23 protein-coding genes are annotated in these 22,051 nt (G+C 38.2%); 9 read left to right on the top strand and 14 right to left on the bottom strand.

Annotated features, from left to right (window positions below; all coding sequences use genetic code 11):
- Window positions 1-356 precede the first annotated feature (356 nt).
- Window positions 357-3,488: a SusC/RagA family TonB-linked outer membrane protein gene (locus tag NXS00_RS04210; protein ID WP_258097862.1), complete on the top strand. Its 3,132-nt coding sequence runs from the start codon at window positions 357-359 to the stop codon at window positions 3,486-3,488.
- An 18-nt stretch (window positions 3,489-3,506) separates the two neighbouring features.
- Window positions 3,507-4,850: a RagB/SusD family nutrient uptake outer membrane protein gene (locus tag NXS00_RS04205; protein ID WP_258097861.1), complete on the top strand. Its 1,344-nt coding sequence runs from the start codon at window positions 3,507-3,509 to the stop codon at window positions 4,848-4,850.
- Between the two features lie 118 nt (window positions 4,851-4,968).
- Here the strand turns inward: NXS00_RS04205 and NXS00_RS04200 are convergent, their stop codons facing one another.
- Entirely contained in the window at window positions 4,969-5,205 is a 237-nt protein-coding gene (locus NXS00_RS04200; protein ID WP_258097860.1) for a hypothetical protein, read from the bottom strand.
- 135 nt (window positions 5,206-5,340) lie between these two features.
- Here NXS00_RS04200 and NXS00_RS04195 point away from each other — a divergent pair, with 135 nt between their 5' ends.
- Together NXS00_RS04195 and NXS00_RS04190 are read left to right on the top strand one after the other, a co-directional pair.
- Window positions 5,341-6,942, top strand: coding sequence for an LruC domain-containing protein (locus tag NXS00_RS04195; RefSeq protein ID WP_258097859.1), 1,602 nt, complete (start codon window positions 5,341-5,343; stop codon window positions 6,940-6,942).
- Window positions 6,943-7,072: 130 nt separating this feature from the next.
- On the top strand, window positions 7,073-7,879 hold the full coding sequence (locus NXS00_RS04190; protein ID WP_258097858.1) for an NIPSNAP family protein: 807 nt from the start codon (window positions 7,073-7,075) through the stop codon (window positions 7,877-7,879).
- Here NXS00_RS04190 and NXS00_RS04185 read toward each other — a convergent pair whose 3' ends face one another.
- The 6 genes from NXS00_RS04185 to NXS00_RS04160 are packed head-to-tail and all read right to left on the bottom strand — an operon-like array spanning window position 7,880 to window position 13,899.
- Window positions 7,880-8,839, bottom strand: coding sequence for a glycosyltransferase family 2 protein (locus NXS00_RS04185; protein WP_258097857.1), 960 nt, complete (start codon window positions 8,837-8,839; stop codon window positions 7,880-7,882).
- 3 nt (window positions 8,840-8,842) lie between these two features.
- The gene (locus tag NXS00_RS04180; protein ID WP_258097856.1) at window positions 8,843-10,630 is read right to left on the bottom strand and encodes a MutS-related protein; all 1,788 of its coding nucleotides are present in this window, start codon (window positions 10,628-10,630) and stop codon (window positions 8,843-8,845) included.
- 6 nt (window positions 10,631-10,636) lie between these two features.
- A complete protein-coding gene (locus NXS00_RS04175; RefSeq protein ID WP_258097855.1) occupies window positions 10,637-11,665 on the bottom strand; it encodes a DUF3667 domain-containing protein in 1,029 nt (342 codons plus the stop codon).
- Window positions 11,643-11,825 (bottom strand): hypothetical protein, encoded by a 183-nt coding sequence (locus NXS00_RS04170; protein WP_258097854.1) that lies wholly within the window; start codon window positions 11,823-11,825, stop codon window positions 11,643-11,645. Before NXS00_RS04170 ends, NXS00_RS04175 begins: the two co-directional genes overlap by 23 nt.
- Complete coding sequence (kdsB, locus tag NXS00_RS04165; RefSeq protein WP_258097853.1) at window positions 11,822-12,559, bottom strand: 3-deoxy-manno-octulosonate cytidylyltransferase; 738 nt, start codon at window positions 12,557-12,559, stop codon at window positions 11,822-11,824. The genes NXS00_RS04170 and kdsB overlap by 4 nt, the downstream gene beginning before the upstream one ends.
- Entirely contained in the window at window positions 12,556-13,899 is a 1,344-nt protein-coding gene (locus NXS00_RS04160; RefSeq protein ID WP_258097852.1) for an NfeD family protein, read from the bottom strand. Before NXS00_RS04160 ends, kdsB begins: the two co-directional genes overlap by 4 nt.
- Before the next feature lie 57 nt (window positions 13,900-13,956).
- Here NXS00_RS04160 and NXS00_RS04155 point away from each other — a divergent pair, with 57 nt between their 5' ends.
- Genes NXS00_RS04155 through NXS00_RS04145 form a run of 3 tightly spaced genes read left to right on the top strand, consistent with a single transcriptional unit; the run spans window position 13,957 to window position 16,529 of the window.
- The gene (locus tag NXS00_RS04155) at window positions 13,957-14,697 is read left to right on the top strand and encodes a hypothetical protein (protein WP_258097851.1); all 741 of its coding nucleotides are present in this window, start codon (window positions 13,957-13,959) and stop codon (window positions 14,695-14,697) included.
- Window positions 14,681-15,751, top strand: a complete 1,071-nt coding sequence (locus NXS00_RS04150; protein WP_258097850.1) for a LysM peptidoglycan-binding domain-containing protein — start codon at window positions 14,681-14,683, stop codon at window positions 15,749-15,751. Before NXS00_RS04155 ends, NXS00_RS04150 begins: the two co-directional genes overlap by 17 nt.
- 1 nt (window position 15,752) lies before the next feature.
- Window positions 15,753-16,529 (top strand): TIGR02757 family protein, encoded by a 777-nt coding sequence (locus tag NXS00_RS04145; protein WP_258097849.1) that lies wholly within the window; start codon window positions 15,753-15,755, stop codon window positions 16,527-16,529.
- Here NXS00_RS04145 and pyrE read toward each other — a convergent pair.
- Window positions 16,526-17,176, bottom strand: a complete 651-nt coding sequence (gene pyrE, locus NXS00_RS04140) for an orotate phosphoribosyltransferase (protein ID WP_308708514.1) — start codon at window positions 17,174-17,176, stop codon at window positions 16,526-16,528. The genes NXS00_RS04145 and pyrE overlap by 4 nt on opposite strands.
- 85 nt (window positions 17,177-17,261) lie before the next feature.
- Here pyrE and NXS00_RS04135 point away from each other — a divergent pair, with 85 nt between their 5' ends.
- Entirely contained in the window at window positions 17,262-17,951 is a 690-nt protein-coding gene (locus NXS00_RS04135; protein ID WP_258097848.1) for an NUDIX domain-containing protein, read from the top strand.
- Here NXS00_RS04135 and coaD read toward each other — a convergent pair.
- The 4 genes from coaD to NXS00_RS04115 are packed head-to-tail and all read right to left on the bottom strand — an operon-like array spanning window position 17,939 to window position 20,433.
- Window positions 17,939-18,391, bottom strand: coding sequence for a pantetheine-phosphate adenylyltransferase (gene coaD / locus NXS00_RS04130; protein ID WP_258097847.1), 453 nt, complete (start codon window positions 18,389-18,391; stop codon window positions 17,939-17,941). The genes NXS00_RS04135 and coaD overlap by 13 nt on opposite strands.
- Window positions 18,391-19,284, bottom strand: a complete 894-nt coding sequence (locus tag NXS00_RS04125) for a DUF3822 family protein (RefSeq protein WP_258097846.1) — start codon at window positions 19,282-19,284, stop codon at window positions 18,391-18,393. Before NXS00_RS04125 ends, coaD begins: the two co-directional genes overlap by 1 nt.
- A gap of 2 nt (window positions 19,285-19,286) precedes the next feature.
- Window positions 19,287-19,880 carry a hypothetical protein gene (locus tag NXS00_RS04120; protein WP_258097845.1) on the bottom strand — a complete coding sequence of 198 codons (594 nt, stop codon included), beginning with the start codon at window positions 19,878-19,880 and terminating at the stop codon, window positions 19,287-19,289.
- Window positions 19,881-19,932: 52 nt separating this feature from the next.
- Window positions 19,933-20,433, bottom strand: a complete 501-nt coding sequence (locus NXS00_RS04115; RefSeq protein ID WP_258097844.1) for an NUDIX domain-containing protein — start codon at window positions 20,431-20,433, stop codon at window positions 19,933-19,935.
- Between the two features lie 62 nt (window positions 20,434-20,495).
- Between NXS00_RS04115 and NXS00_RS04110 the strand changes: the two genes are divergently transcribed.
- Complete coding sequence (locus NXS00_RS04110) at window positions 20,496-20,918, top strand: DUF1573 domain-containing protein (RefSeq protein ID WP_258097843.1); 423 nt, start codon at window positions 20,496-20,498, stop codon at window positions 20,916-20,918.
- Window positions 20,919-20,921: 3 nt separating this feature from the next.
- On the opposite strand, the gene NXS00_RS04105 is transcribed toward NXS00_RS04110, so the two are convergent.
- Both NXS00_RS04105 and NXS00_RS04100 read right to left on the bottom strand, forming a co-directional pair.
- A complete protein-coding gene (locus NXS00_RS04105; RefSeq protein ID WP_258097842.1) occupies window positions 20,922-21,293 on the bottom strand; it encodes a DUF423 domain-containing protein in 372 nt (123 codons plus the stop codon).
- The gene (locus tag NXS00_RS04100) at window positions 21,286-21,963 is read right to left on the bottom strand and encodes a YggS family pyridoxal phosphate-dependent enzyme (protein WP_258097841.1); all 678 of its coding nucleotides are present in this window, start codon (window positions 21,961-21,963) and stop codon (window positions 21,286-21,288) included. Before NXS00_RS04100 ends, NXS00_RS04105 begins: the two co-directional genes overlap by 8 nt.
- Window positions 21,964-22,051: the final 88 nt, after the last annotated feature.

The raw sequence follows: 22,051 nt of genomic DNA, 5'->3' as shown, positions 1-22,051 counted from the left end.
CAAATATTTAAGCTGTGTAACATTAGAATTTTGCTATTTTGTTAATGAAATAGTGAAAAATCAATCTATTCTTTTGCTCATCCGTTTGCCGTTCCTAAGGCTATTAGTTCGTTCATATAATTCAGAATCTCACATTTGAAATTGCTTTGAATTAACAATTCTTCAGAAAAACTCATAGGGGGTTGTATTTTTTAATTGTTAAGGATGTATTAAGGGTGAGTAATTAGCATTTCGGTGGAAAAATCAAGAATTAGTATGATGCTTCATATTAAATGGGTATAAATCTACTGTTATCACTAATTTAAGCCTTTTATTATTGAGTAATTAATAATTCAGTTTAACTAAAAATGTAGACTATGAAGAAAGCTTTACTTATGAGTATGGCTGTACTCTTCACGAGCTTTGCTGCTCTGGCGCAGCGGGTCGTGACTGGTACTATTAGCGATGAGGCAGGCTCCACATTACCCGGAGTTAATGTCTTGGTAAAAGGTTCAACCAACGGTACTACTACGGATTTGGATGGTAATTTCCGTTTATCAGTACCGGAAAATGGAGGAACACTTGTATTCAGGTTTATTGGATTTGAATCACAAGAAGTGGAAATTGGAGCTCAGTCAGTAATTAATGTGACTTTGTCAGAGGATGTTACTGAGTTATCTGAGGTAGTCGTTGTAGGTTATGGAACTCAGATAAAGCAGGACTTAACCGGTAATGTAGCTCAGGTTTCAGGTGAAGACATTGAAAATATTCCAGTTCCATCGTTCGAACAAGCCATTCAAGGGAGAACAGCTGGTGTACAAATCACCTCTCAAAATGGTAAAGTTGGTGGAGGAATCAATATTCGCGTGCGAGGGGCATCGTCCATTTCAGCAAGTAACGAACCACTGTATGTGGTGGATGGTATACCGATTACTACAGATAATCAATCTTTGACATCAGCAGCGACTAATCCGCTTTCGGATATTAACTTCAATGATATCGCTTCTATAGAGATATTGAAGGATGCATCTTCTGCTGCTATTTATGGTTCTAGAGGATCCAATGGTGTAGTGTTAATCACAACCAAACAAGGAAAAGCTGGAAAGACTCAGTTTAACTTCAACGCACAATTCGGTTTTAGTAAACCAACCAGAAAACGTGATTTTATCAATGCAGGTCAATACATAGAGTTGTTTAGGGAAGCTGCCTATAATAACGATTTGGCGGATGGCTTTGATCCAATTAATAATCCTGATGATTATGCTGGTTCATGGTTGGAATATATGGAAGGTACATTTGATTATTTGTCAGGTCATGTAGATTGGAGAGAAGAGATTGCGAATAATCCTAATTGGGAAGGAACAGACTGGCAAGAAGAAGCATTTCAAGATGCGTCAGTCCAGAGTTATGACTTATCCGCTAGAGGTGGAAGTGATAATACTAGATTTTTCTTTAGTGGTTCAGTAACTGATCAAGATGGAATATTAATTGGTAACAGCTTTCAAAGAATCTCTGGTAGATTAAACCTTGATCATGATATCTCTGAAAAACTTACTGTAGGTGTGAATGTAGGTATTAGCAGGTCATTAAACAATCGAGTAACCGATGATAATGCATTCTCGACTCCTCTTCAGTTGATAGCTCAGGCACCTATTACACCGGTTAGAGATGAAGAAGGTAATCTTTATGACAATACAGTAAACCCAGCGATGTTCTATTATCCAGCTACAATGGAGGAAGAGAATTCAGATTTTACGACCACTGTCTTTAGAAATTTGGTCAATACTAGTGCTACATACGATGTAGTGGATGGTTTGAGTATTACTGGGGAGTATGGATTTGATTTATTGACTCAGTTAGAGCAGAGATATCAAAACAGTGTTACAGAAGCAGGACTGTCTGTTGGTGGTTATGGACAGGATAGATGGGTGAGAATATTCAATTATACCTCTAGACTTTATGCTAATTACAGTAAGGTATTCGATGTTCACTCTATTGACTTTACATTAGGTACAGAGTTTCAGAAATCAACGAGACATCAGACTCTGACTGCTGGTCAGGGTTACCCATTGGATGAGTTGAAAACATTGAGTTCTGCGGCTGAAGTTGCAGATTGGTCAGGTACTCTAAACGAATATTCGTTCTTATCCTACTTTGGAAGATTGAATTATAAGCTTCAAGACAAATACCTATTAGGTGTTAGTGGAAGAATGGATGCATCTTCAAGGTTTGGTGAGAACAATAGATATGGTTTCTTCCCTGCAGCTTCTGTTGGGTGGATCATAAGTAATGAAGGTTTTTTGGGTAGCTCAGATGTTTTGAGTTTCTTAAAGTTAAGGGCCAGTTATGGCTTGACTGGTAACGCCGGTATTGGTAATTATGACCATTTTGGAACTTACGTAGCTGCGGGTTACAACGGTCAGTCAGCACTTATCCCTTCTCAAATCCCTAATCCAGACTTGGAGTGGGAGAAAACAGCACAAGTAGATATAGGAGTTGACTTTGGACTATTTGGAGATAGATTGTCAGGAGAGTTGGACTACTACAAAAAGAATACAACAGACTTGTTATTGAATGTACCAGTTTTGGGAACATCTGGTTTTAGTACTCAAACACAAAACATTGGAGAGTTACAAAACTCTGGTGTTGAAGTAGTTTTAAATTATGACCTGATCAAAGGAAGTGCATTTTCCTGGAGTACCAGTTTGAACTATGCTGCTAACCAAAATAAGGTAACCAAACTTTACGGTGATACAGAGCAAATTGGTCCAACTAGTTCAAGATACATGAATGCCATAATCGTAGGTGAGGCAATAGGTGTTCATTATGGTGTTGAATTCGCTGGAGCTAATCCAGAAAATGGAGATGCAATATTCTATCTCAACAGAGATCCTTCAGAGGAAGAACTAAATGATGGTAGTGCTTTTACTGTAGACCATTTAGGAGATAGATATGTTACTGATAATTATAACCTTGCTGAATCAAAAGTACTTGGAAATCCAAACCCTGATTTTATTTATGGATGGACTAACAACTTCAAATTTAAAGGATTTGACTTGAGCATCTTGATTCAAGGTCAGGAAGGAAATAAAGTATTCCTGGGTGGAGGTACTTTCATGACTGCCAATGCGCGTTATGAGGATAACCAAACTGCTGATCAATTGGATAGATGGCAACAGCCAGGTGATATTACTGATGTGCCTCAGGCCAGACTTTATGCCAACAATGGAGCTCAGACTTCAAGCAGATACTTGTCGGACGCGTCATACGTAAGATTGAAGACTTTGACATTTGGTTACAATTTCCCAAGAAGCATTCTAGGTAATTCATTTATTTCTTCTGCAAGGGTTTATTTCAGTGGACAGAATTTAATCACCATTACTGACTATGACGGTTGGGACCCTGAAGTGAATACGGATTACCTAGCTAGTAACATTTTCCTTGGAAACGATTTCTATTCTGCTCCTCAGGCAAAGACGTTTACTTTCGGTGTTAAGCTAGGTTTTTAATCTAAAATGAACAGACATATGAAAAATATTAAAATATATTCTATTCTATTTCTGAGCCTGTTGATTTTGGGCTCATGTACAGATGAGTTGGATCTAAATCCACCTCAGGATATTGATAATTCAATTGCTCTGAACACCGATGCCAATGTAAAAACGGTATTGGTAGGAGCTTATGATGCATTGAGCGATACAGACCTTTTTGGAGGAAATACGCAAAGAAATTCCGAATTGCTGGGTGCGGATGACGAGCTTCAGTTTTCAGGTACTTTCGGTGATCCTTCTGATATATGGAGAAAGGAAATCACTGTTATCAATGGAGATGTAGCTGACTTATGGTTAGATGGTTACAGAACTATTAACATTACCAACAACATTCTAGCTGCTTTAGATGTGGTAAATGAAGAAGATAGATCAACAGTGGAAGCGGAAGCTAGGTTTATTCGCGGGATGATGTACTTTGAATTGGTGTTGTTCTTTGGTCCATCATACTCTGATGGCGATCCAGCTACAAACTTGGGTGTGCCATTGGTAACAGAGCCAAATGATGTAAATCCAGTTGATAGAGCAACAGTGTCGGCGGTTTATGATTTTGTTATTGACGACCTAAGTTTTGCAGCTGCTAATTTGCCGGCTGATAATGGTGTATATGCCAATAGTGTAGCTGCTGGAGCATTGTTGTCACGAGTATACCTGCAACAAGGTGATTATGCGTCAGCTCGTGATGCGTCAGATGCTGCTCTGACCGCTGCAGATGGAATATATGACTTAGAAGGTTCATTTGATGCAGCTTTCAATAATCAGTCTAATGGAATAGAAGATGTATTCTCAATCCAGGTTACAACTCAGGATGGTGCAAATAACATGCAGTTATTCTTCGCTTCTTCATCTTTAGGAGGAAGAGGAGATATTGAAATATTTGCGAAACACTTGAACTTATATGAAGCTGGTGATGATAGAGGATCGTTCTTCTACACAGATGCTGCAACTGGAGATACCAGAACATCTAAATGGACTGACCAGTTTGCAAATGTTACTTTTATCCGTCTAGCGGAGCTTTATTTGACTAGAGCCGAATCAAACTTCAGAGAAGGGACAGCTGTTGGAGCTACTCCTGCAAGTGACTTGAATATGATCAGAAACAGGGCAGGTTTAGGTGATATAACAACGCCTACTTTGGCTGATATTTTAAATGAAAGAAAGCTTGAATTAGCATTTGAAGGGCACAGTATCCATGAAATTAAAAGACTTCAAGGATCATCTGATGGCTTCTCTTATAGTGCTCCTGAATTGGTTTTCCCAATTCCAGATAGAGAGCGCAATATCAATCCAGGTCTTCAGCAGAACGACGGTTATGGTAATTAATCGATTTTAATCTTGTTCTAAAAAGAGGCCGTTCAAACATAATTTGAACGGCCTCTAGTTTTTTAATTCAAGAATTTTCTCAGTTTTTTAATTGATTTCGGTTTCCTTTTAGAGATGGTTATGATAACGAATCATAAATATGACGCCATTCTTCATCTAATGAGCCAGTAAATACAGATTGACCTGCTCTTTTATACCAATACTCGGCATTCCATTGATCTCCTTCTTTTCGGTGGAGGTATGCATGAATCCATGCCGCATTTTTATCAGGTAGATCTTGAATGAGTTCATGGGCAGCATCCCATTGTCCTCTTTTTTCCAAATCCAGTGCTTTTAAATAGATAGCATTTTCCATACTACGAATCTACGAATCAAGGTGGTATACATGAAGCATATTGCAGGTTAACTGTGAGATAAGTCCATTAATCGAATGAGTAGGGATTTCATAACTGAAGCTTTATATGCTTGCATTACCTAAATGTGAGGAGATATGAAGAAGATTGAAATGTTGTTGGTTATAGCGATTTATCTAACATATGGATGTGTACAAAGAACCAACGTGGAATTGTTAGATATTGATGGGGCAGATATGTCGAAATGGAAAGTGCCTGATGGATTTAATTATGAAATGTCTCCTGATCAAAGCGTTCATATTGACTTTACCAATGGTTCTTCCAGGATGTCTATGGTCGAAACTATTCAATTTGCAATAGTTGGAACCGATTATCGTGATAGTGTCTATGCTCTTCGAGTTGGTTATACGAGTTTGAACGATGGTATTGATGTTCAAATTGACCGACCTCTACATATTGAGAAATTATTCCTTTATACCAAGTACCAGGGTAATTCGAAATATTTTGATGTATCTGAAGGGAATTTAACTATTTCGATGACAGACTTGGAAGTTGCAGATTCATTCTTTGATGAGACAGGTGCTCGTACTGGAGGTACTCCAGCTTGTACTTCCTTTTTAGGCAACGCAACTCAAATTCGGTGTAGAGAAGATGGAGTTTTCATAAAGTCTAGCGCATCTATATCCTATATTGATGTTAACAAATTGGATGGAAGTGTTGAGAGAACAACACCGGATCAACAAAGTGTTAATTCCAATAATAATCAATGGTTCTTTTCTTATGAAGATTTTGATATGAGTTTGATTAGAGGTTTCTCTGTTGTTGCTGACTGTAAAACATCACCGCATACGATCAGTACAGAATTAGTAACATTTATTAATCCATGCATGACTTCATCATTAGATTCTGACAATGATGGAGTAGATGATCATGCAGATATTGTGCCTAATGATACTGATATTGCTTCCGTAACTTACATTCCTGCGCAGAATGCGTATTCTACCTTTGCATTCGAAGATATGTGGCCATATTTAGGTGATTTTGACTTCAATGATTTAGTAATTTCTCATAATGCAGAGCTTTACGCTAATGCTAATGATAAAGTGACTCAAATTATTTATGACATCAATGTTGAAGCAATAGGAGCAATATTCGAAAATGACCTGTGCATAAGTTTTTCAGATCCTGGAGCATCAATAGGTATATCCATTGAGCAAATTGTTGATGGAGGACTAAATTATGAACTGCATAAATTGGAAAATAAGACCGAAATAAGGTTTAAACATATCAAACAAGGGTTTAATACTGGTGGTTTTATAAATACTGATAGTGCAAGATCATACCAAGATCCTATTGAGATTTCATTGGTAGTGTTACTAAATGGGCAGGTTAGTGTGGATGATTTTGAAGTTGATGAATACATTCGAATCGATCAAGAGGAAGGACGTGAAGTGCATAAGCCAGGAAGAGCCTACACAAGTTTATTTGATGAATCCTGGATTGGACAAGCCGCTGATGATACCAGGCCAGGTGAAGGTAAATTTTTCTTGACAGAAAATAATTTACCATGGGTAATAGAGATTCCTGTTTCTTGGGAATACCCGAAGGAAAAAGTGCAAATTTCACAAGCTTATCCACGTTTTGTAGATTTTGTACAAGGGAAGTCCAAAAGTCCCTGGTATACCGATGAAAGCGGAAATAAAGTCCATAAGCACCTATATAAGAAATCAAACCGGTAGGCAGCTATTGGTTGGATAATGAAGAGGAGAAGAGGAGGCTTAAGCCTCCTTTTTTTGATTGATAGCAATTATCAATTTGAGTTGAAGACCAAGATTATTCGTAATTTGTTCGGTGTAACAATCCAACTTGATGATGAGAACTTTGATCTTTTTCTTTATTGCAGCTATAGGAACCTTCAGCTGTGAGTCACCCACTCAATCAGCCGATACCGATCAGGAACCATCAGATCAAAAAGAATACTATCAATTAAAGGTTTATACGTTTGATTCAGAACTGCAGCAAAGCCTAACAGATGAATACCTGGCGGAGGCGTTTCTTCCTGGCTTGAAGAAGTTAGGCATTCAAAACATTGGTGTTTTTAAAAAGAGATTGTCCGAATCAGATTCAGTTCCTCAAACCTACGTTCTCATTCCATTTAACAGATTAGAGACCTTTTTAAGCTTAGATACGGCATTGCTTGGTGATCACGATTATCTGTCTAAGGGTGCTGGTTATTTGAATGCGCCACACAATAATCCACCTTACAAGCGAATCGAATCTATTCTTTTAAGCGCCTTCAGAGATTTTCCTGTCATGAAACCAACTTCTGTAGAAGGATCAAGGAAAGATAGAATCTATGAGTTGAGAAGTTATGAATCACCTACAGAGTCTTACTATCTGAACAAAGTAGAAATGTTCAATGAAGGCGGTGAAGTAGCGCTGTTTGATCGACTAGGTTTCAATGCGGTTTTCTATGCGGATGTGATTTCAGGTCCTAAAATGCCAAATCTGATGTACATGACGACCTTTTCAAATCAAGAAAGCAGAGACGAACATTGGAAATCATTTGGTGATGCACCTGAGTGGAAAGAATTAATTGGTAATTCGTATTATGATAATAACGTTTCTCACGCGGACATTTTTCTACTTTATCCAACTGAGTACTCAGATTATTGATTACAACCACCACCAGTCAAAGCCTTGATGTAAGTTGCTTGACTTGAGGAAGTTTTCTATTTGATCGCGTTGCTTTTCATCTGGCCAGACAGCAATCAATAGCTGTGGAGATTGAAGGTGTTTTATTTCTTGATAATTGTTGAGGTTTTGAACTATTGGAGTTATTCCATGCTTCATTAAAATGGTTTCAGCTAGTTTGGACTTAACATTATCTCCCCAGATAACCAAAGGTTCACCTTTGTAGTCAAGTTCAATGAACCGTTTAAGTTTTAGCTCAAAGAATGCTTGCTGCTGGTAGTGATCAGAGTTTCTGGAAGTTCTATCAGGATGTTCTCTCCAAAACAAGGTAACTTCTTCGATGCATTCGACTTGAAATTGATGTTGGTACCATTTGAATACCAAATCATAGTCTTCTGGATAAACTAAATCAGCAAACCCTCCAATAGATAGGAGATCATTTCTGCGTAGCATCCAGTTGGGTGACGCTATGACACATTCACGATATACATTCTTCCACTGAGTTGATGAGGCATTAACCTCATTGATCCATTTTTCATAAGACTGATATCCTTCACTAACTTCTGAGTCACTAAAGTATGAGACCAAACCTGTTACCACCGTTTTAACAGGGCTTGTTTGAAGACGACTAACCATCTTTTCTATTCGCTGTGAAGGCATTAGGTCATCAGCATCCATTCTTGTGATAAACGAGCCTATTGAGCTTTGTAATCCTTTGTTTAGTGCAGCGATAATACCTTGATCAGGATTCTTGAAAACCTTGACTTTGTTATCTGATTTAGCAAGGCGTTTAAGAATATTATAAGAGCCATCCGTTGATGAGTCATCAATGACGATCCATTCCCAATTTGTATAGGACTGATTCTTAATGGACTCAAAACAAGCTTCCAACCAGCGCTCTGCATTTTTACAGGGAGTAATGATGGAAACCAGTTCGTTCATTGGTTAATCAATTATTCCCATATTTCGCATGAGCTGAGAGGCATTGAAGCTTTTACAAGGGCCAGGAGTTAGTGTGTAGTCGAAACTGATTTTACTTCCATCTATTTGGCTATTGAAACTGTAATTTCTAACATGTTTATTGGTCTTCTCCAATTCGCTTAAGGCTAAATCATGTGTGCTAATAAGTCCAAATGCTTCTTTTGTTGATAACTTTTCAGCTAAGGCAATTGCTCCGAGATGTCTGTCTTCTGAGTTCGTTCCTTTTAGGATTTCATCTAGTAGGAAGAAAGTGGGTTTGTCTTCAACAGTCTTCAAAAGTTGCGTAATTCGTTTTAACTCAGCATAAAATGAGCTGGTGTTTTCACTCAGATTGTCCTTGGTACGCATGCTAGTGAATACTTCCACATTGCTAAACTCAAACGTAGAGGCACATACTGGCGCGCCTATTCGAGCGAGAATTAGATTGATCCCTAGTGTTCTCTGGAAGGTTGATTTCCCAGACATGTTTGATCCTGTGATAATGTCTACGGAGCCTTTTCCGTCTACAAAATAATCATTGTTTACTCTGTCGCTTTTACCAATCAAAGGATGACCTATTTCCTTTCCGTCTAACTTGAAGATGCTTGATGCGAGTTTTGGATATTGATAGGTTGGGTGTTGCTCAGCAAAACTAGCAATACTCATCAACGCCTCAAATTCATGAATTGCCTGAAGCCATTCTTCAATGTGCTCGCTGTTGGTTTTCTTCCATTGATAGATACTCATTAGTAGAAAGAAGTCAATTAAAAACAAGAGGTCTACCACCAGATAAAGCATATTTGCTCGAGAACTAATTCTATGGCTGATTTTACTAAGTTGGCTTATTGCTTTCTCAGCATCATGCGGGTTAGTCAAGGCTTGCTTCAATCGCTTTGGGAGAGCACTTTGATAGTCTTTTGAGTTGATCACTTTTAGGACCTCCAGATAGGAGGTAACCAAGTATTGGGCTTTATCTGCTCCAACTATTTCAACACTTAGTTTTCTAGCAACTATTCCCAATGCGATGGCATTGACTAAAATATTACCATAGATGTACTGATATGGTATGGCATCTATAGCAATGAAGACGCCTGTAGTGATGATCCCAATTAACAGGACACCTATCAAAGTAAACCATACTGTACGATTTCCAGTATTCGTTTTTATTGTTGACCAATCGATCAAATTGGCGGCTCTTAATGTAGGCTCGTTTTTTTTCTTTTTTCGAACGCTAATTCTCGAATTGGCTTGCAGTTTCTGTAACCAATCTAAGTCCTTGCTTAGTTCTTTCACAGCCTCCTGCTTCTCGATCACCTCTTCACTTGTAGGTTGATTTGAAAGCCATTGACCGATTAGTTTTTGACCATCCTGAGTAGATGATCTATTGATAAGCTGATAGAGAGAATGAGATCCAAATACATCCAAATCATGCTGATTGGGATGATTTTCTTCCAGGAATTGATCGCCAGTTTCAAAATCATGAAGCACGAGATTGGTTCTTTTTAGCTCTTCCAGGTTGATATCAACTAGTGTTTGATAATAGAGCTTTTGATCTTCATGAAACCGATGCCTTCCTACAAGAGAGCTAAACAATCCAATGCTTACAAATCCCGAAATCAACCAGATCACTTGATCATTGTTGAAATACAGTATCATGAAAATGATAAACGCAATGAATGAAGCTCCTCTTAAAAGTGAGAAGGTAAAGGCTTGTTTTGAATGTGAATTAGATGTTTTGTTGAACTGTTCTGCTCTGGCAGTATAATTAGTCATACAGAATTAAAAGAATGAAAGGCTTACTAATATTTCTAGGAACATTCCTAATATCAATAACATCCAGTAAATGAACCCAGTGCCCAATGTTTTGAAAATAGCTTTACGAGTGCTAATGTGATAGGTGTTTCTAAATGACAACACGATATATACACATACGAGCAGGAATAAATAGAAGTCAATAAATTCTGCACTTCCTTCCGAAAACATCCTCACTATCCAATAAAGAGTCAGTAAAATGAATACCAATGAATGGATGTGCAGGCTGTGTACAACGTGATTAATATACAATTTCTTACTAAAGAAGACCTTGAGTATAAGCGCATAGAGAGGTAATAAAAAGAATATCAGAATAGGTATATTCTTAGCAATAAACATCTTGATCTCATGAGAGTCTGAGGTCATGATTTTAATGATCTGTCGATTCAGTTTTTGTCTTATGTAAGGGTTCTGTTCATTGTGGATGGAATCTTCTATTTCCTGAACAGTGAATCGATTATTAGACATTTTAAATGCTGTTGACATATCATCAGAAAAGGAAGATGATGTGTCTGTTTTAGATGTAAACTCCAATGAATCGAGATTGCCAAAAGGCAAGAAGTTCTTGATCGGTTTGATATCTTTCTGAAAAGAACTGTCGGCTTGTATAGCTGCTTGTAAAGAATCCAATTGAACAGGCTTGGCATTTTCAGGGATAATTTTTCCATGTGTTGCGCTCATATCCAGGTAAGTGTTCATCACAAAGAAGTGAATCAAACTTACTACCAGATACAGTCGGATTGGATTGGCATACTTCACACGCTTACCATCCATGAACTCTGACGTAAGCGTACCTGGTTTGAAAAAGAATGGAGCTATACTTCTGCCAAATCGAGAATCTAAGGAGAAATAATTGGAGAAAAACTCCACAATCAATCTGCCAAAAGAGATCTGGTTATCACTATTTTCCTGACCACACTTTGGGCAATAGTCAAAGGATGGATCTAATTCATAGCCACAATTGAGGCACTTGTCAGTCTTCCTTCTCTTTTTCATACTTTTTCAAAAAATAATTGGAAATCCAGCCAAGTGTGACTGCTCCAAGTGCATACAAAGTGTATTCGAAATTACCTTCGGTAGATCTTAGTGACAACCAAAATAATACTAGCGCAACGACCATCAGTACCCAGGTGAGTATTTTTAGCGCTTTTCTCATGAATGTATTTCGTTTAAAAGTTTAGCCAGATCGGCTGGGGTGTCAATCATTCTGCTCTCTAAATTAGTGAAACCTAACTGGATCTTATAACCATTCTCAATCCATCGTAATTGCTCCAGCGATTCCGCCATTTCTAAAGTGCTCTGTGGAAGTTTGACGATCTGCTGTAAGATATCATCCCGGTAAGCATAAATCCCGATGTGCTTGTAGTAATTGTGAGCCTTTAAACGATCAACCTTTTGAATGTCACGTAAATAGGGTATACATGTCCTGCTGAAATAAATCGCCTCATTCTGCTGATTAAAGATGACTTTCATTTCTCCTGGATCATCCAATTCTTCATAGTCTGTAATGGGCTTCACTAGAGTTGCAAGCTCGACATCTCCATTTAGCATATTAGCTAATATGGTGATCTGATCCGGATGTATTTGAGGTTCGTCTCCTTGGATATTGATGATATAATCAAAACCGTCTTTTATTCTAGCAACTTCCGCACTTCGTTCGGTTCCATTGTTGTGATCTGGACTGGTCATCATTGCTTTCCCTCCAAAGCGCATTACTTCATCAAATATTCGCTGATCATCAGTAGCAACAACTAATTCATCTAGTGAGGAGCTTTGAAGCGCTTGTTCATAGACCCGCTGAATCATCGTTTTTCCATGGATATCCACCAAAGGTTTTCCTGGAAATCTAGATGATGCATATCGTGAAGGAATTACACCTAAAATCTTCATTCAGCTTCTTTCACCTTTAATGAAGTGCCTTCATCCGATATTACTACAATCTCGGTACCAGCTTCGATGTAGTTACCACGAGTAAATGCATCATAGATTTCACCTTCTATCTCTACTCGTCCACTTGGTCTTAGAATGGTATAGGCTTTCCCAGATTTACCAACCATCGATTTGCCTTTATAGAAGCTTGAAGTAAATCCTTGTTCATGATCTTGTACGTCTTGTAGCGAGATTCTTTTGAATGCTTTGCTATTGGCTAGCCGGACGCCACCTAGGAACATAATAATTATGGCTCCCAACATACCTAAAAGAGTAGTGGCTACTGCTATGAATAGATCGTCACCTTTTACGAATGAAAAGTCAAAGCTGTCATTATTCAGCATGACTAAAACCAGAGAACCTACGGTTAGAATTAAGCCAGATATTCCAGCCACCCCAAATCCAGGAATGACGAATATCTCCAAAGCTATCAGTACAATTCCGATAAAGAAAGCGATGATTTCCCAGTTCTCAGCAAGCCCATTCAAGTAATAAGGAGTGAAATATAATATGGTGGCAACTATAGACGCAACGATCGGGAAACCTACTCCTGGAGTCTGCAGCTCAAAATATATTCCACCGATGATAATTAGTATTAATATTCCACTAATGAACGGATTCAAGAATAACTCAATAATCTTATCTGAAGTATCCAATTCGAATGAAACCAACTCGTAATTGGTGATTTCAGAACGCTCGAGTATTTCTTCAATAGAATTAACCTTGGCTTCACAAAAGCCATATTTCATCGCCTCAGTAACTGAAAAAGTAATTACCTTTCCTTCCTGAGCGATGCTGTCCAAATCAATGTCTTCGTCCACCATTCCTTCAGCTATTATTGGGTTTCTACCAGTAGCTTCGGCTGTTGATCGCATGATCGACCGCATGTAAGACTGGTATTTATCAGGAGCAGCCTCACCGTCTTGAGTAACTACGGTTGCTGCTCCTATACTGGAGCCTGGAGCCATGTAAATGCTGTCACAAGCTATAGAAATCAATGCACCTGCTGATGCTGCATCTTTATTGATATAAGCATAAATAGGCTTTTCGAAATTTAAGACCCTCGTTCTGATTTCATCGGCATCGTTAAGTGCGCCACCGTACGTATCTAGCTCCAGAATGATCAAGTCAGCTCCAATTTCTTCTGCTTGCTCCAAACCTAGTTCCGTATATCGATTCGTTCGTGGGTCTATATTAGCCTGAACTTTTAAGTGCATTACTTTGGTTGTAGTGCTGTCCTGAGCCATTACGAGATGGCTAAAAAAGATCAGGAAGAATATGGGTAGATGTTTTTTTAGCATAGCAGCTGGTCTAACTTTGCAACCATTAATTTTTCATAAAAATACTTGATTCTACGCGTGACAGAAGCAACTTTTCGGTTTTCTTTAGACTTAGCAAATAAAATCTGGCAGGTAGTGCTTTGTCAACGAACTGGTAACATGATTTTGGAGGTGCGTGATGAAGCTAATCAGTCCATTCACTATCATTTAGTTAACCTGGATGGATCGGTTGAAGAGGATGGATTTGATATACAAAAGAGTGATTTGTGGACCAATTCACTGATTTACAGACATCCTTATTTTCTATTAGAGAAATACGAGGATCCCAATGACCCATCTGCTAAATCAATTTTAATATATCATGTTGTAAATAGGTCTTTGGAGGCTGAAATTCCACAATTTCAATATGACAGCATCACTGGAAAGGAATTGGTCGGTGTTGATCCGAAAGATACATCTGTTCGAAAAAGTTATTTATTGGAACAGCTCGACTCAAGTGAAAACATAATTCTTAGAAGTCCGGTATATTACAAGGCGGGGTCCGAGAGTTGTGAATTAGTGGAACAGTTTTTGGAAACGGAACCTAGCGGATTAGGATGTGAATATTATGAGGAAGAGGATTTCATCATAATTTGCCATTATGTTCGTTTAGGTACAAAGTTTGATAGATGGATAACTGTGATTAAAGAAGGAGAGATCTACTATGCTTCTAAAATAGATGAGCAGTTGGAAGGGTTTGCTTCTGGAGGTTTCTTCATTCTTAACAATGTATTGGTGTTTATTGAAAACAGTAAAAAGATAAATGGGATTGAATTATAGAGTTGTGTGTTTCGTGTGTTTTGCTTTAGCGTCATTAGGTCTTCAAGCAACTTCGTTGGATTCACTGAGAACCGAAAACCAAGATGGAAAATACTTCATTATTCATAAAGTAGAACAAGGGGAAACATTATATAGTCTAGCTAGACGATATGGTTGTGAATTGCCTGTGGTGAAGTCTGTGAATGGTCTTGCGGACAACAACATTTCACTGGGTCAGGAGCTTCGTTTTCCTACTACAAACAAACCATCCACAGAGCCAGAAAAGACCATTTTAGCTAGTTCTGTTTCTAGTCAGTTGCATACAGTAGAGCCTGGTCAAACGCTTTATGCTATCAGCAAGCTTTATAATGTAAAGGTTGATCAGATTAAAGAATGGAATGGCTTGTCCACCAATGAGATTTCTGTTGGTCAGGTATTGAACATTGCTTCTTCAGGAAATGCAACTTTTGCAGATTCGAATAAATCTTCATCAAAAGAAAAGTCAAAAGACAAGGATAAAAGTCGTAATGACCGTAAATCGGAGAGTAGAGAACCAGAAGCTCCAGCAGGTTTCAATATCTACTATGTACAAACTGGTGATTTGCTCGAAACTATTGCAGCTAAATATAAGGTGAGACCAGATAGCTTGGTTATTTGGAATAAACTGCCAAATACTTATCTGACAATTGGTCAAAAGCTACTTGTTAAGGGAGAACCTGATCAGGACGAATTGAATAAAAGAAAGAACGTAGAGAAGCTTTCTTATGGAACCAGAAGAAAGGTGACTGATGGAGGTGGATTTACGAAGATTATCGAAGAAGGAACAGCTAGAAAGATTGAAGATGTGGTGGATACCAAGAAGTATTTGGCACTACATAGGTCATTACCTATAGGAGCGATGATAGAGGTTCGTAACTTGATGAATAATCAAAAGATCTTTGTGAAAGTGGTAGGTAAATTGCCAGAGACAGGCATAAATAAGAATGTACTGGTACGATTGACTCCAATTTGCTTTGATCGATTGGGCGTAATAGATCCAATGACAAGGGTGGAAGTTTCCTATTTCGAAGATTGATTTGGAAGATTTCGAAAGACTCAGGGATTTCTTAGATCTTAAGGTAAAGGAATACAACCAGCCAGGTTTTATTCCTAACGACCCTATTTCCATTCCGCATTTATTTAATAAAAAGCAGGATATTGAAATTGCTGGGTTCGTGGCAGCGGTTTTGGCCTGGGGTCAACGTAAAACGATCATCAATAAGTGCAAGGAGTTTTTCCAAATGATGGATAATGCTCCATATGACTTTATCTTAAATCATGAGGAAGATGATTTGAAACCATTCCTCAACTTCAAGCATAGGACTTTCAACTCGACCGATGCACTGTATTTCATTGAGTTTTTTAAGTTTCATTATGAGCAGCATGAGTCTCTTGAATCAGCGTTTACAATAAAGGCTGATTCCAGTGCGACTACTGTAGAAACTCATTTGAAGGGCTTCTTTGAATACTTTTTTGCATTACCTGATCACCCAAGAAGGACGTATAAACACATTCCCAGTCCAGCTAGAAAATCAGCGTGTAAGCGATTGAATATGTACTTAAGGTGGATGGTACGCAATGATGACAAAGGTGTCGATTTTGGACTCTGGAACAATATCCAAATGAGTCAATTAGTATGTCCATGTGATCTGCACGTGGATCGGGTAGGAAGGAAGCTTGGTTTAATTCAGCGAAAGCAAACAGATTGGACCACCGCTATTCAGCTGACCGAAAATTTAAAGAGACTGGACCCAAAGGATCCAGTCAAGTATGATTTTGCTTTATTTGGCTTAGGAGTAGAGGAGAAATTTTAATTCTCCCATTGAGCTGGATTGTCTCTCCATGCCTTTAAAGTTTCCAATTGCTCTTCTTTCAAACGACCATCCTTTACCATCAGATCGATCAGTGTTTCATAATCACTTAGGTATGCGAGATCCACATTGTGTTGTTTGAAATTATCTTCAGATATTGGGAATCCATACGTGAAGATGGCAGCCATTCCTAATACATCCATTCCTGCTGCACGTACAGCTTCTGCTGCTTGAAGTGAGCTTCCTCCTGTAGAGATCAAATCTTCTATTAAAACGACTTTAGCTCCTTTTTTAGCTTCCCCTTCAATCATGTTTTCCATTCCGTGACTTTTCGACTTAGAGCGAATGTAGATGAAAGGAATATCCAAGGCATCTGCAACGAGCGCTCCTTGTGGGATACCTGCAGTAGCCACACCTGCGATACATTCTACCTCAGGATATTGTTTCTTGATAAGCGCTACTAACGCATCTTTTACCTTGGTTCTTATCGCTGGATAAGATAGACTCAGTCGATTATCACAATAAATAGGAGACTTCCATCCAGAAGCCCAGGTGAAAGGCTTATCTGGTTGAATTTTAATCGCTTGGATACTAGCCAGAGCATTTGCAATTTCTACGGCCAGGTTATCTTCAAATTTTTGAATGGACATGAAGTATTATTTTTTGAAAATTCTTACGGTGTGATTTTTACACCCCAGTAATTTTATGTTTTATTTGTGCAAAGCTAACCCTCTCGTGAAAATATTTATAAACGATATTCCTGTTAGTATTATCAGTAACGAAGAATTGGACTCTTCCAAAGAGTTCGACCTGGTGATAGACGGTGCTTCAAGCAAAATAAAGCCTAAAAAGTTGATTGATGATGTGCTCATCAATGATGCTTCTCCTGAAAAGGTTGATGAGTTGCTTCATGTAATGACCGATAATAAGCTGAAAGGGGTTGATTCTATAACGTTTACAAGTGGTGACAAGGAAACAATCATTCAATATATAAAGAGGAAGTTTAAAGTGATTGAGGCTGCGGGTGGAGTAGTTGATAAAGAAGGCAAAATTTTACTCATCTTCAGAAAGGGCCGATGGGATATTCCTAAAGGTAAAATGGAAAAAGGGGAGAAGAAGCGCGAGTGTGCTGAGCGAGAGGTAGAGGAAGAAACTGGAGTAAAGGTTAGGATTGAGAAAAAGATCAATGCCACCTGGCATACCTATGTCAATAAGAAGAAGTACGTTCTTAAAAAGACTCACTGGTATGTAATGAAATGCGTGGATGATACCAATATGGGGCCTCAAGTAGAGGAGGATATTGATGAAGTGAGGTGGATGAACTTGAGTGAATTGCGTGCGGCTTTGTACAATTCTTACCGCTCAATCAGGGTAGTTGTTCAGGAGTATCATAAACTCCTAAAAATACATGATCAGAGTTTATAAGGGATAAACGGTTCTACGTCCCCTCCATATTTGTGCACTTCACGGATAATACTGCTGCTAATCGGAGCTAATTCAGGTGAAGTGATCAAAAATACCGTCTCCAAAGTGGTGTTCAGATACTTGTTAATTTGAGAAATGCTATTCTCATATTCAAAGTCGGTCGTATTTCTAAGACCTCTGATAAGGAATTGAGCATTGTATTTTTCAGCGATCATGGCTGTCAGTTCATCATAAACCGTCACCTTGACATTGTCATAATCCTTGAAGGCTTCTTCAATCTTATTAACCATATAATCTAGATCGAAGTATCTGGTTTTCTTGCTGTTATGACCTATGCCGATGATCACTTCATCAAACAGGTTTAAACTGCGAAGTACTATATCTTCATGACCTTTAGTAAAAGGGTCAAATGATCCAGGAAAGATGGCTACTTTTTTCATTATTCGCAGAGGAATATGCTGTAGATGTCGAAGTATCTGTGATCTTCAACTTCTTCAAACTCAGGCCCGAATTTTAGGAAATTCGGTTTACTTCCGAGTGAGATGTTTCGGATGTATTTTTTCAATAATTCGATGTGAGGTGCGTCTGTTTTAATGGCACCCCAAATAATAAGGTTGCTTGTTTTTGGCGACATGCGCAGCTCTTTGAAAACAAGCATGATGTATTTTAGAAAGTCTTCACTCTTTCTAACCGCAAATTGGTTGTAGAATTGAAGCTTTTGATTTTGGCTTACTGCCACGTGTAAAAGGCCTTTGTCTACAAAGCAGAACATGGCTTTTTCATGTGAGTGATCATCGTATTTAAGGATACCTTCTATTAAGGCACTACCTTGATGAATCACCTGAATACTTTTGATCTTGTACTGATCCTTAGCCCATGAAATCACTTTTTTATCACTAGCGAAGATGTTTACAGCACTACTTGCAATATGCTTGTAGTAGTATACTTCTTCGATTTTGGTTTTGATTTCAGCGTTAAGAGCTAGATAGTCGCTAGATGCTTCTGGAAGGAAATAAGAAGCAGGTACTAGTGAAAATTTGTGAGTCTTGAAGCTTAGCTTGATGCTATCCCAAAGATCAGAACCAAGAAATGGATGTTTAGCCACAATTTCCTGAATGGCTTCAAGTCTGGTGTTGATCGTCTTGATGTTATCTAGACGATAATCTTCAATGTATAAACAGCTATTAGTCTGTTTGTTAACCACACTAAATGAAAAATCTCTGGTACCTATCTGAAGACACAGAGAGTAAGATGGGAGCTTCTCTTTGTCGAAGCCCCCAGCTTTAATTCTTTTGACTAATTTATAAGTCTTTAATGTGGTTGATGCACTCAAAATTATTCCCAGTTACCTGATGTTGTTACACTTGTTCTAGAACCGAATCTAAGTGGTTTTCTTGTTTGATACTCACTTTCTTCATCTCTAGCAGGATTTACAGGAGAAGGGTTAAATACTTCAATAGCGTTTACTTTAACACCACTCTTGTCAATTTTATCTGCCCAGATGTTGAACTTAGTAGCAGGCTCAACTCCAGGTACATAAGGTAACTGTTTTAAGTTAAATCTTGGCCATTTGTCTTTAGTAAATAGTGAATCAATTACAGGAACAGTACCTAATGTGTCAGTTACCGTCCAAATACTATCAGCACCATAAGCCAAAGTTTTAATGAATTCTTTGCTTTCAGTAATGTAGAAACTTCCAGTATCAACAAAATTTATAAGCTTATCCCAATCACTTGTGTATTGTCCATTAACACTTAGGTAGGCGATTTCGGCTTCTCTGATCATTTTCAACTGCTCGATAATTCGTGCTTCCATTTTAGCGATACGCTCAGACTCAACAATACTAGAATTGATTGAGTTGTATAAGTACCATGCTAAGAACAATGCTAAAAGTCCGAAAACTATACTGAAGATTTTTGTCTTGCTCATTTACTGTTAGGTTTTTTGCAATAATAAGGATAATTAGGTTGTTAGTAAAACCCTATTTTTTTGAAATACTTCCAAATTTATAAAAGCCTGACGATTCCACAATCATGCTGGGATGATCTAATTCACTAAAAATGTTGTGTAAGTTGGCTTTTGGCATCTTTTTTAGCTCCTCAAAGTCAATCCATCGCATTTCTGTGAGTATTTGCTCGTTTTTTGGAACTTCCGGATCAAAACCAAGTTTTTCGTCACCTTCAATTTTTTTCACTAAAAAAAACAATTCTATTGCATGAAAACGGTCATCCTTATATTCATTGACAAACAAGAAGTCGCCAACTTCTATGGTCAGATCGGTTTCTTCTTTGAATTCTTTAACCAGAGTGGAATGCGCATTTTGGTCAAACTCAAGTCCTCCACCTGGGGGTGACCAAATAAATCCTGCAGATCCTACACCTTCATGTTTAAGCAATAGCATTTTCGAACCCTCAACTAAAATGCCACATACCCTCACACGTACTTTGTGCTCGTATAACTCTTTACTTACTGTTTCCATCATATTTATCAACAAATTCACATAGTCTTCGTTACCTTTACTGGAAATTTTTAAGAATAGAAACTATGAGAGTATTAGCAAGTTTATTCATTTTATTCGTAGGGTTTGGTGTGGTTGCACAAAGTGCTGATGAGCAAACAGACTTAAACGGACCTAAAATTGCATTCGTGGAATCTTCTTACAACTTCGGAGAAATCAAGCAAGGAGAGGTGGTGACCCACGTATTCAAATATGAAAATACTGGAAACGAAGCATTGGTAATTTCTAATGTTAGAACATCATGTGGATGTACAGCTCCGGATTGGAATAGAGAACCATTAGCTCCAGGTGAGACTACCGAGATGACTATTAGATTCAATAGTAGAGGTAAAATGGGTGTACAAAACAAAATCATCACTATCAGCTCAAATGCTGTGAATGCAACTGAACGAATTTCAATTAAAGGAAATGTAGTTCCTGCAACAACTGAACCTGAAGATGGTGAATAAGTCTTATGACTTATACAAGTAGATAATTAACAAAATCCATCCACCAATAAATGCAACACCTCCTAATGGAGTAATCGCCCCAAGAATGGTAATGTTGGTAATGGAAAGCACATAAAGTGATCCTGAGAAGATCAGGATTCCAAAAAAGAATAGATAACCCACCCACTGTAAAAGTTGGTGGGTTTTTTCTTTTGACAGGATTCCGACAAGCAGGAGTGCCAGTGTGTGGAACATGTGATACTGTACGGCAGTTTCAAATGTAGCTACTCTTCCATTTTCTGTTAAAATAGGGTTGAGCGCATGAGCGCCAAACGCACCTATTGCCACAACCAATCCACCCAAAATGGCTCCTGTAATTAGAATGTTTTTAGACATAGTTTCTTTCTCCGAATATTGTGCTACCTATTCGTACCATGTTACTGCCACAATCCAGAGCAATCTGGTAGTCACCACTCATTCCCATGGATAGGTATTTTAAATTGAAGTTGTCAAGTTGGTAGGCTTCCTGCAGTTCGTCAAAAAGCATTTTCAATCCTGTGAATTCACGAATGATCTGGGCTTCATTTTCGGTGTTGGTGGCCATTCCCATCAGGCCTACCACTCTCACATTGGGCGTTTCTTTTAAGATATTGTTATCTAAAAGTTGCTTCAGCTCCTTTTCATCAAATCCAAATTTGGACTCTTCTTCAGCAATATGAACTTGCAACAAACAGTTGATAATTCGATCACTCTTGACAGCTTCCTTGTCCACTGCTTTTAACAGTCTTTCGCTATCTATAGAATGAATGAGGTAGACATATGGAGCAATATATTTTACCTTATTTCGCTGTAAATGACCAATCATATGCCATCTAATGTCAGATGGCAGCTGCTCATGTTTTTCGGTCATTTCCTGAACTTTGTTCTCACCAAAATCCCTGTGGCCATGATCATAAGCTTCTTGGATAGCATCACCAGGTTTGGTTTTACTAACTGCGATTAAGCGAGCTTCATAAGGTTCTATCTCAATGTTAATTTTTGAAATGTTATCGGCTATTTTACTCATTGCGGATATAGATTGACGACTACTTGGTTAACTTTAGCGTATAGATAATAGACGAGTTACCAAATTAAGGTAAAATTACGCTCTTGAA

The organism is Marinoscillum pacificum (genome assembly GCF_024714495.1).
Taxonomy (GTDB): Bacteria; Bacteroidota; Bacteroidia; order Cytophagales; family Cyclobacteriaceae; genus Marinoscillum; species Marinoscillum pacificum.
The sequence above is the reverse complement of the archived record's forward strand: the minus strand, read 5'-3'. Positions and strand labels throughout refer to the sequence as shown.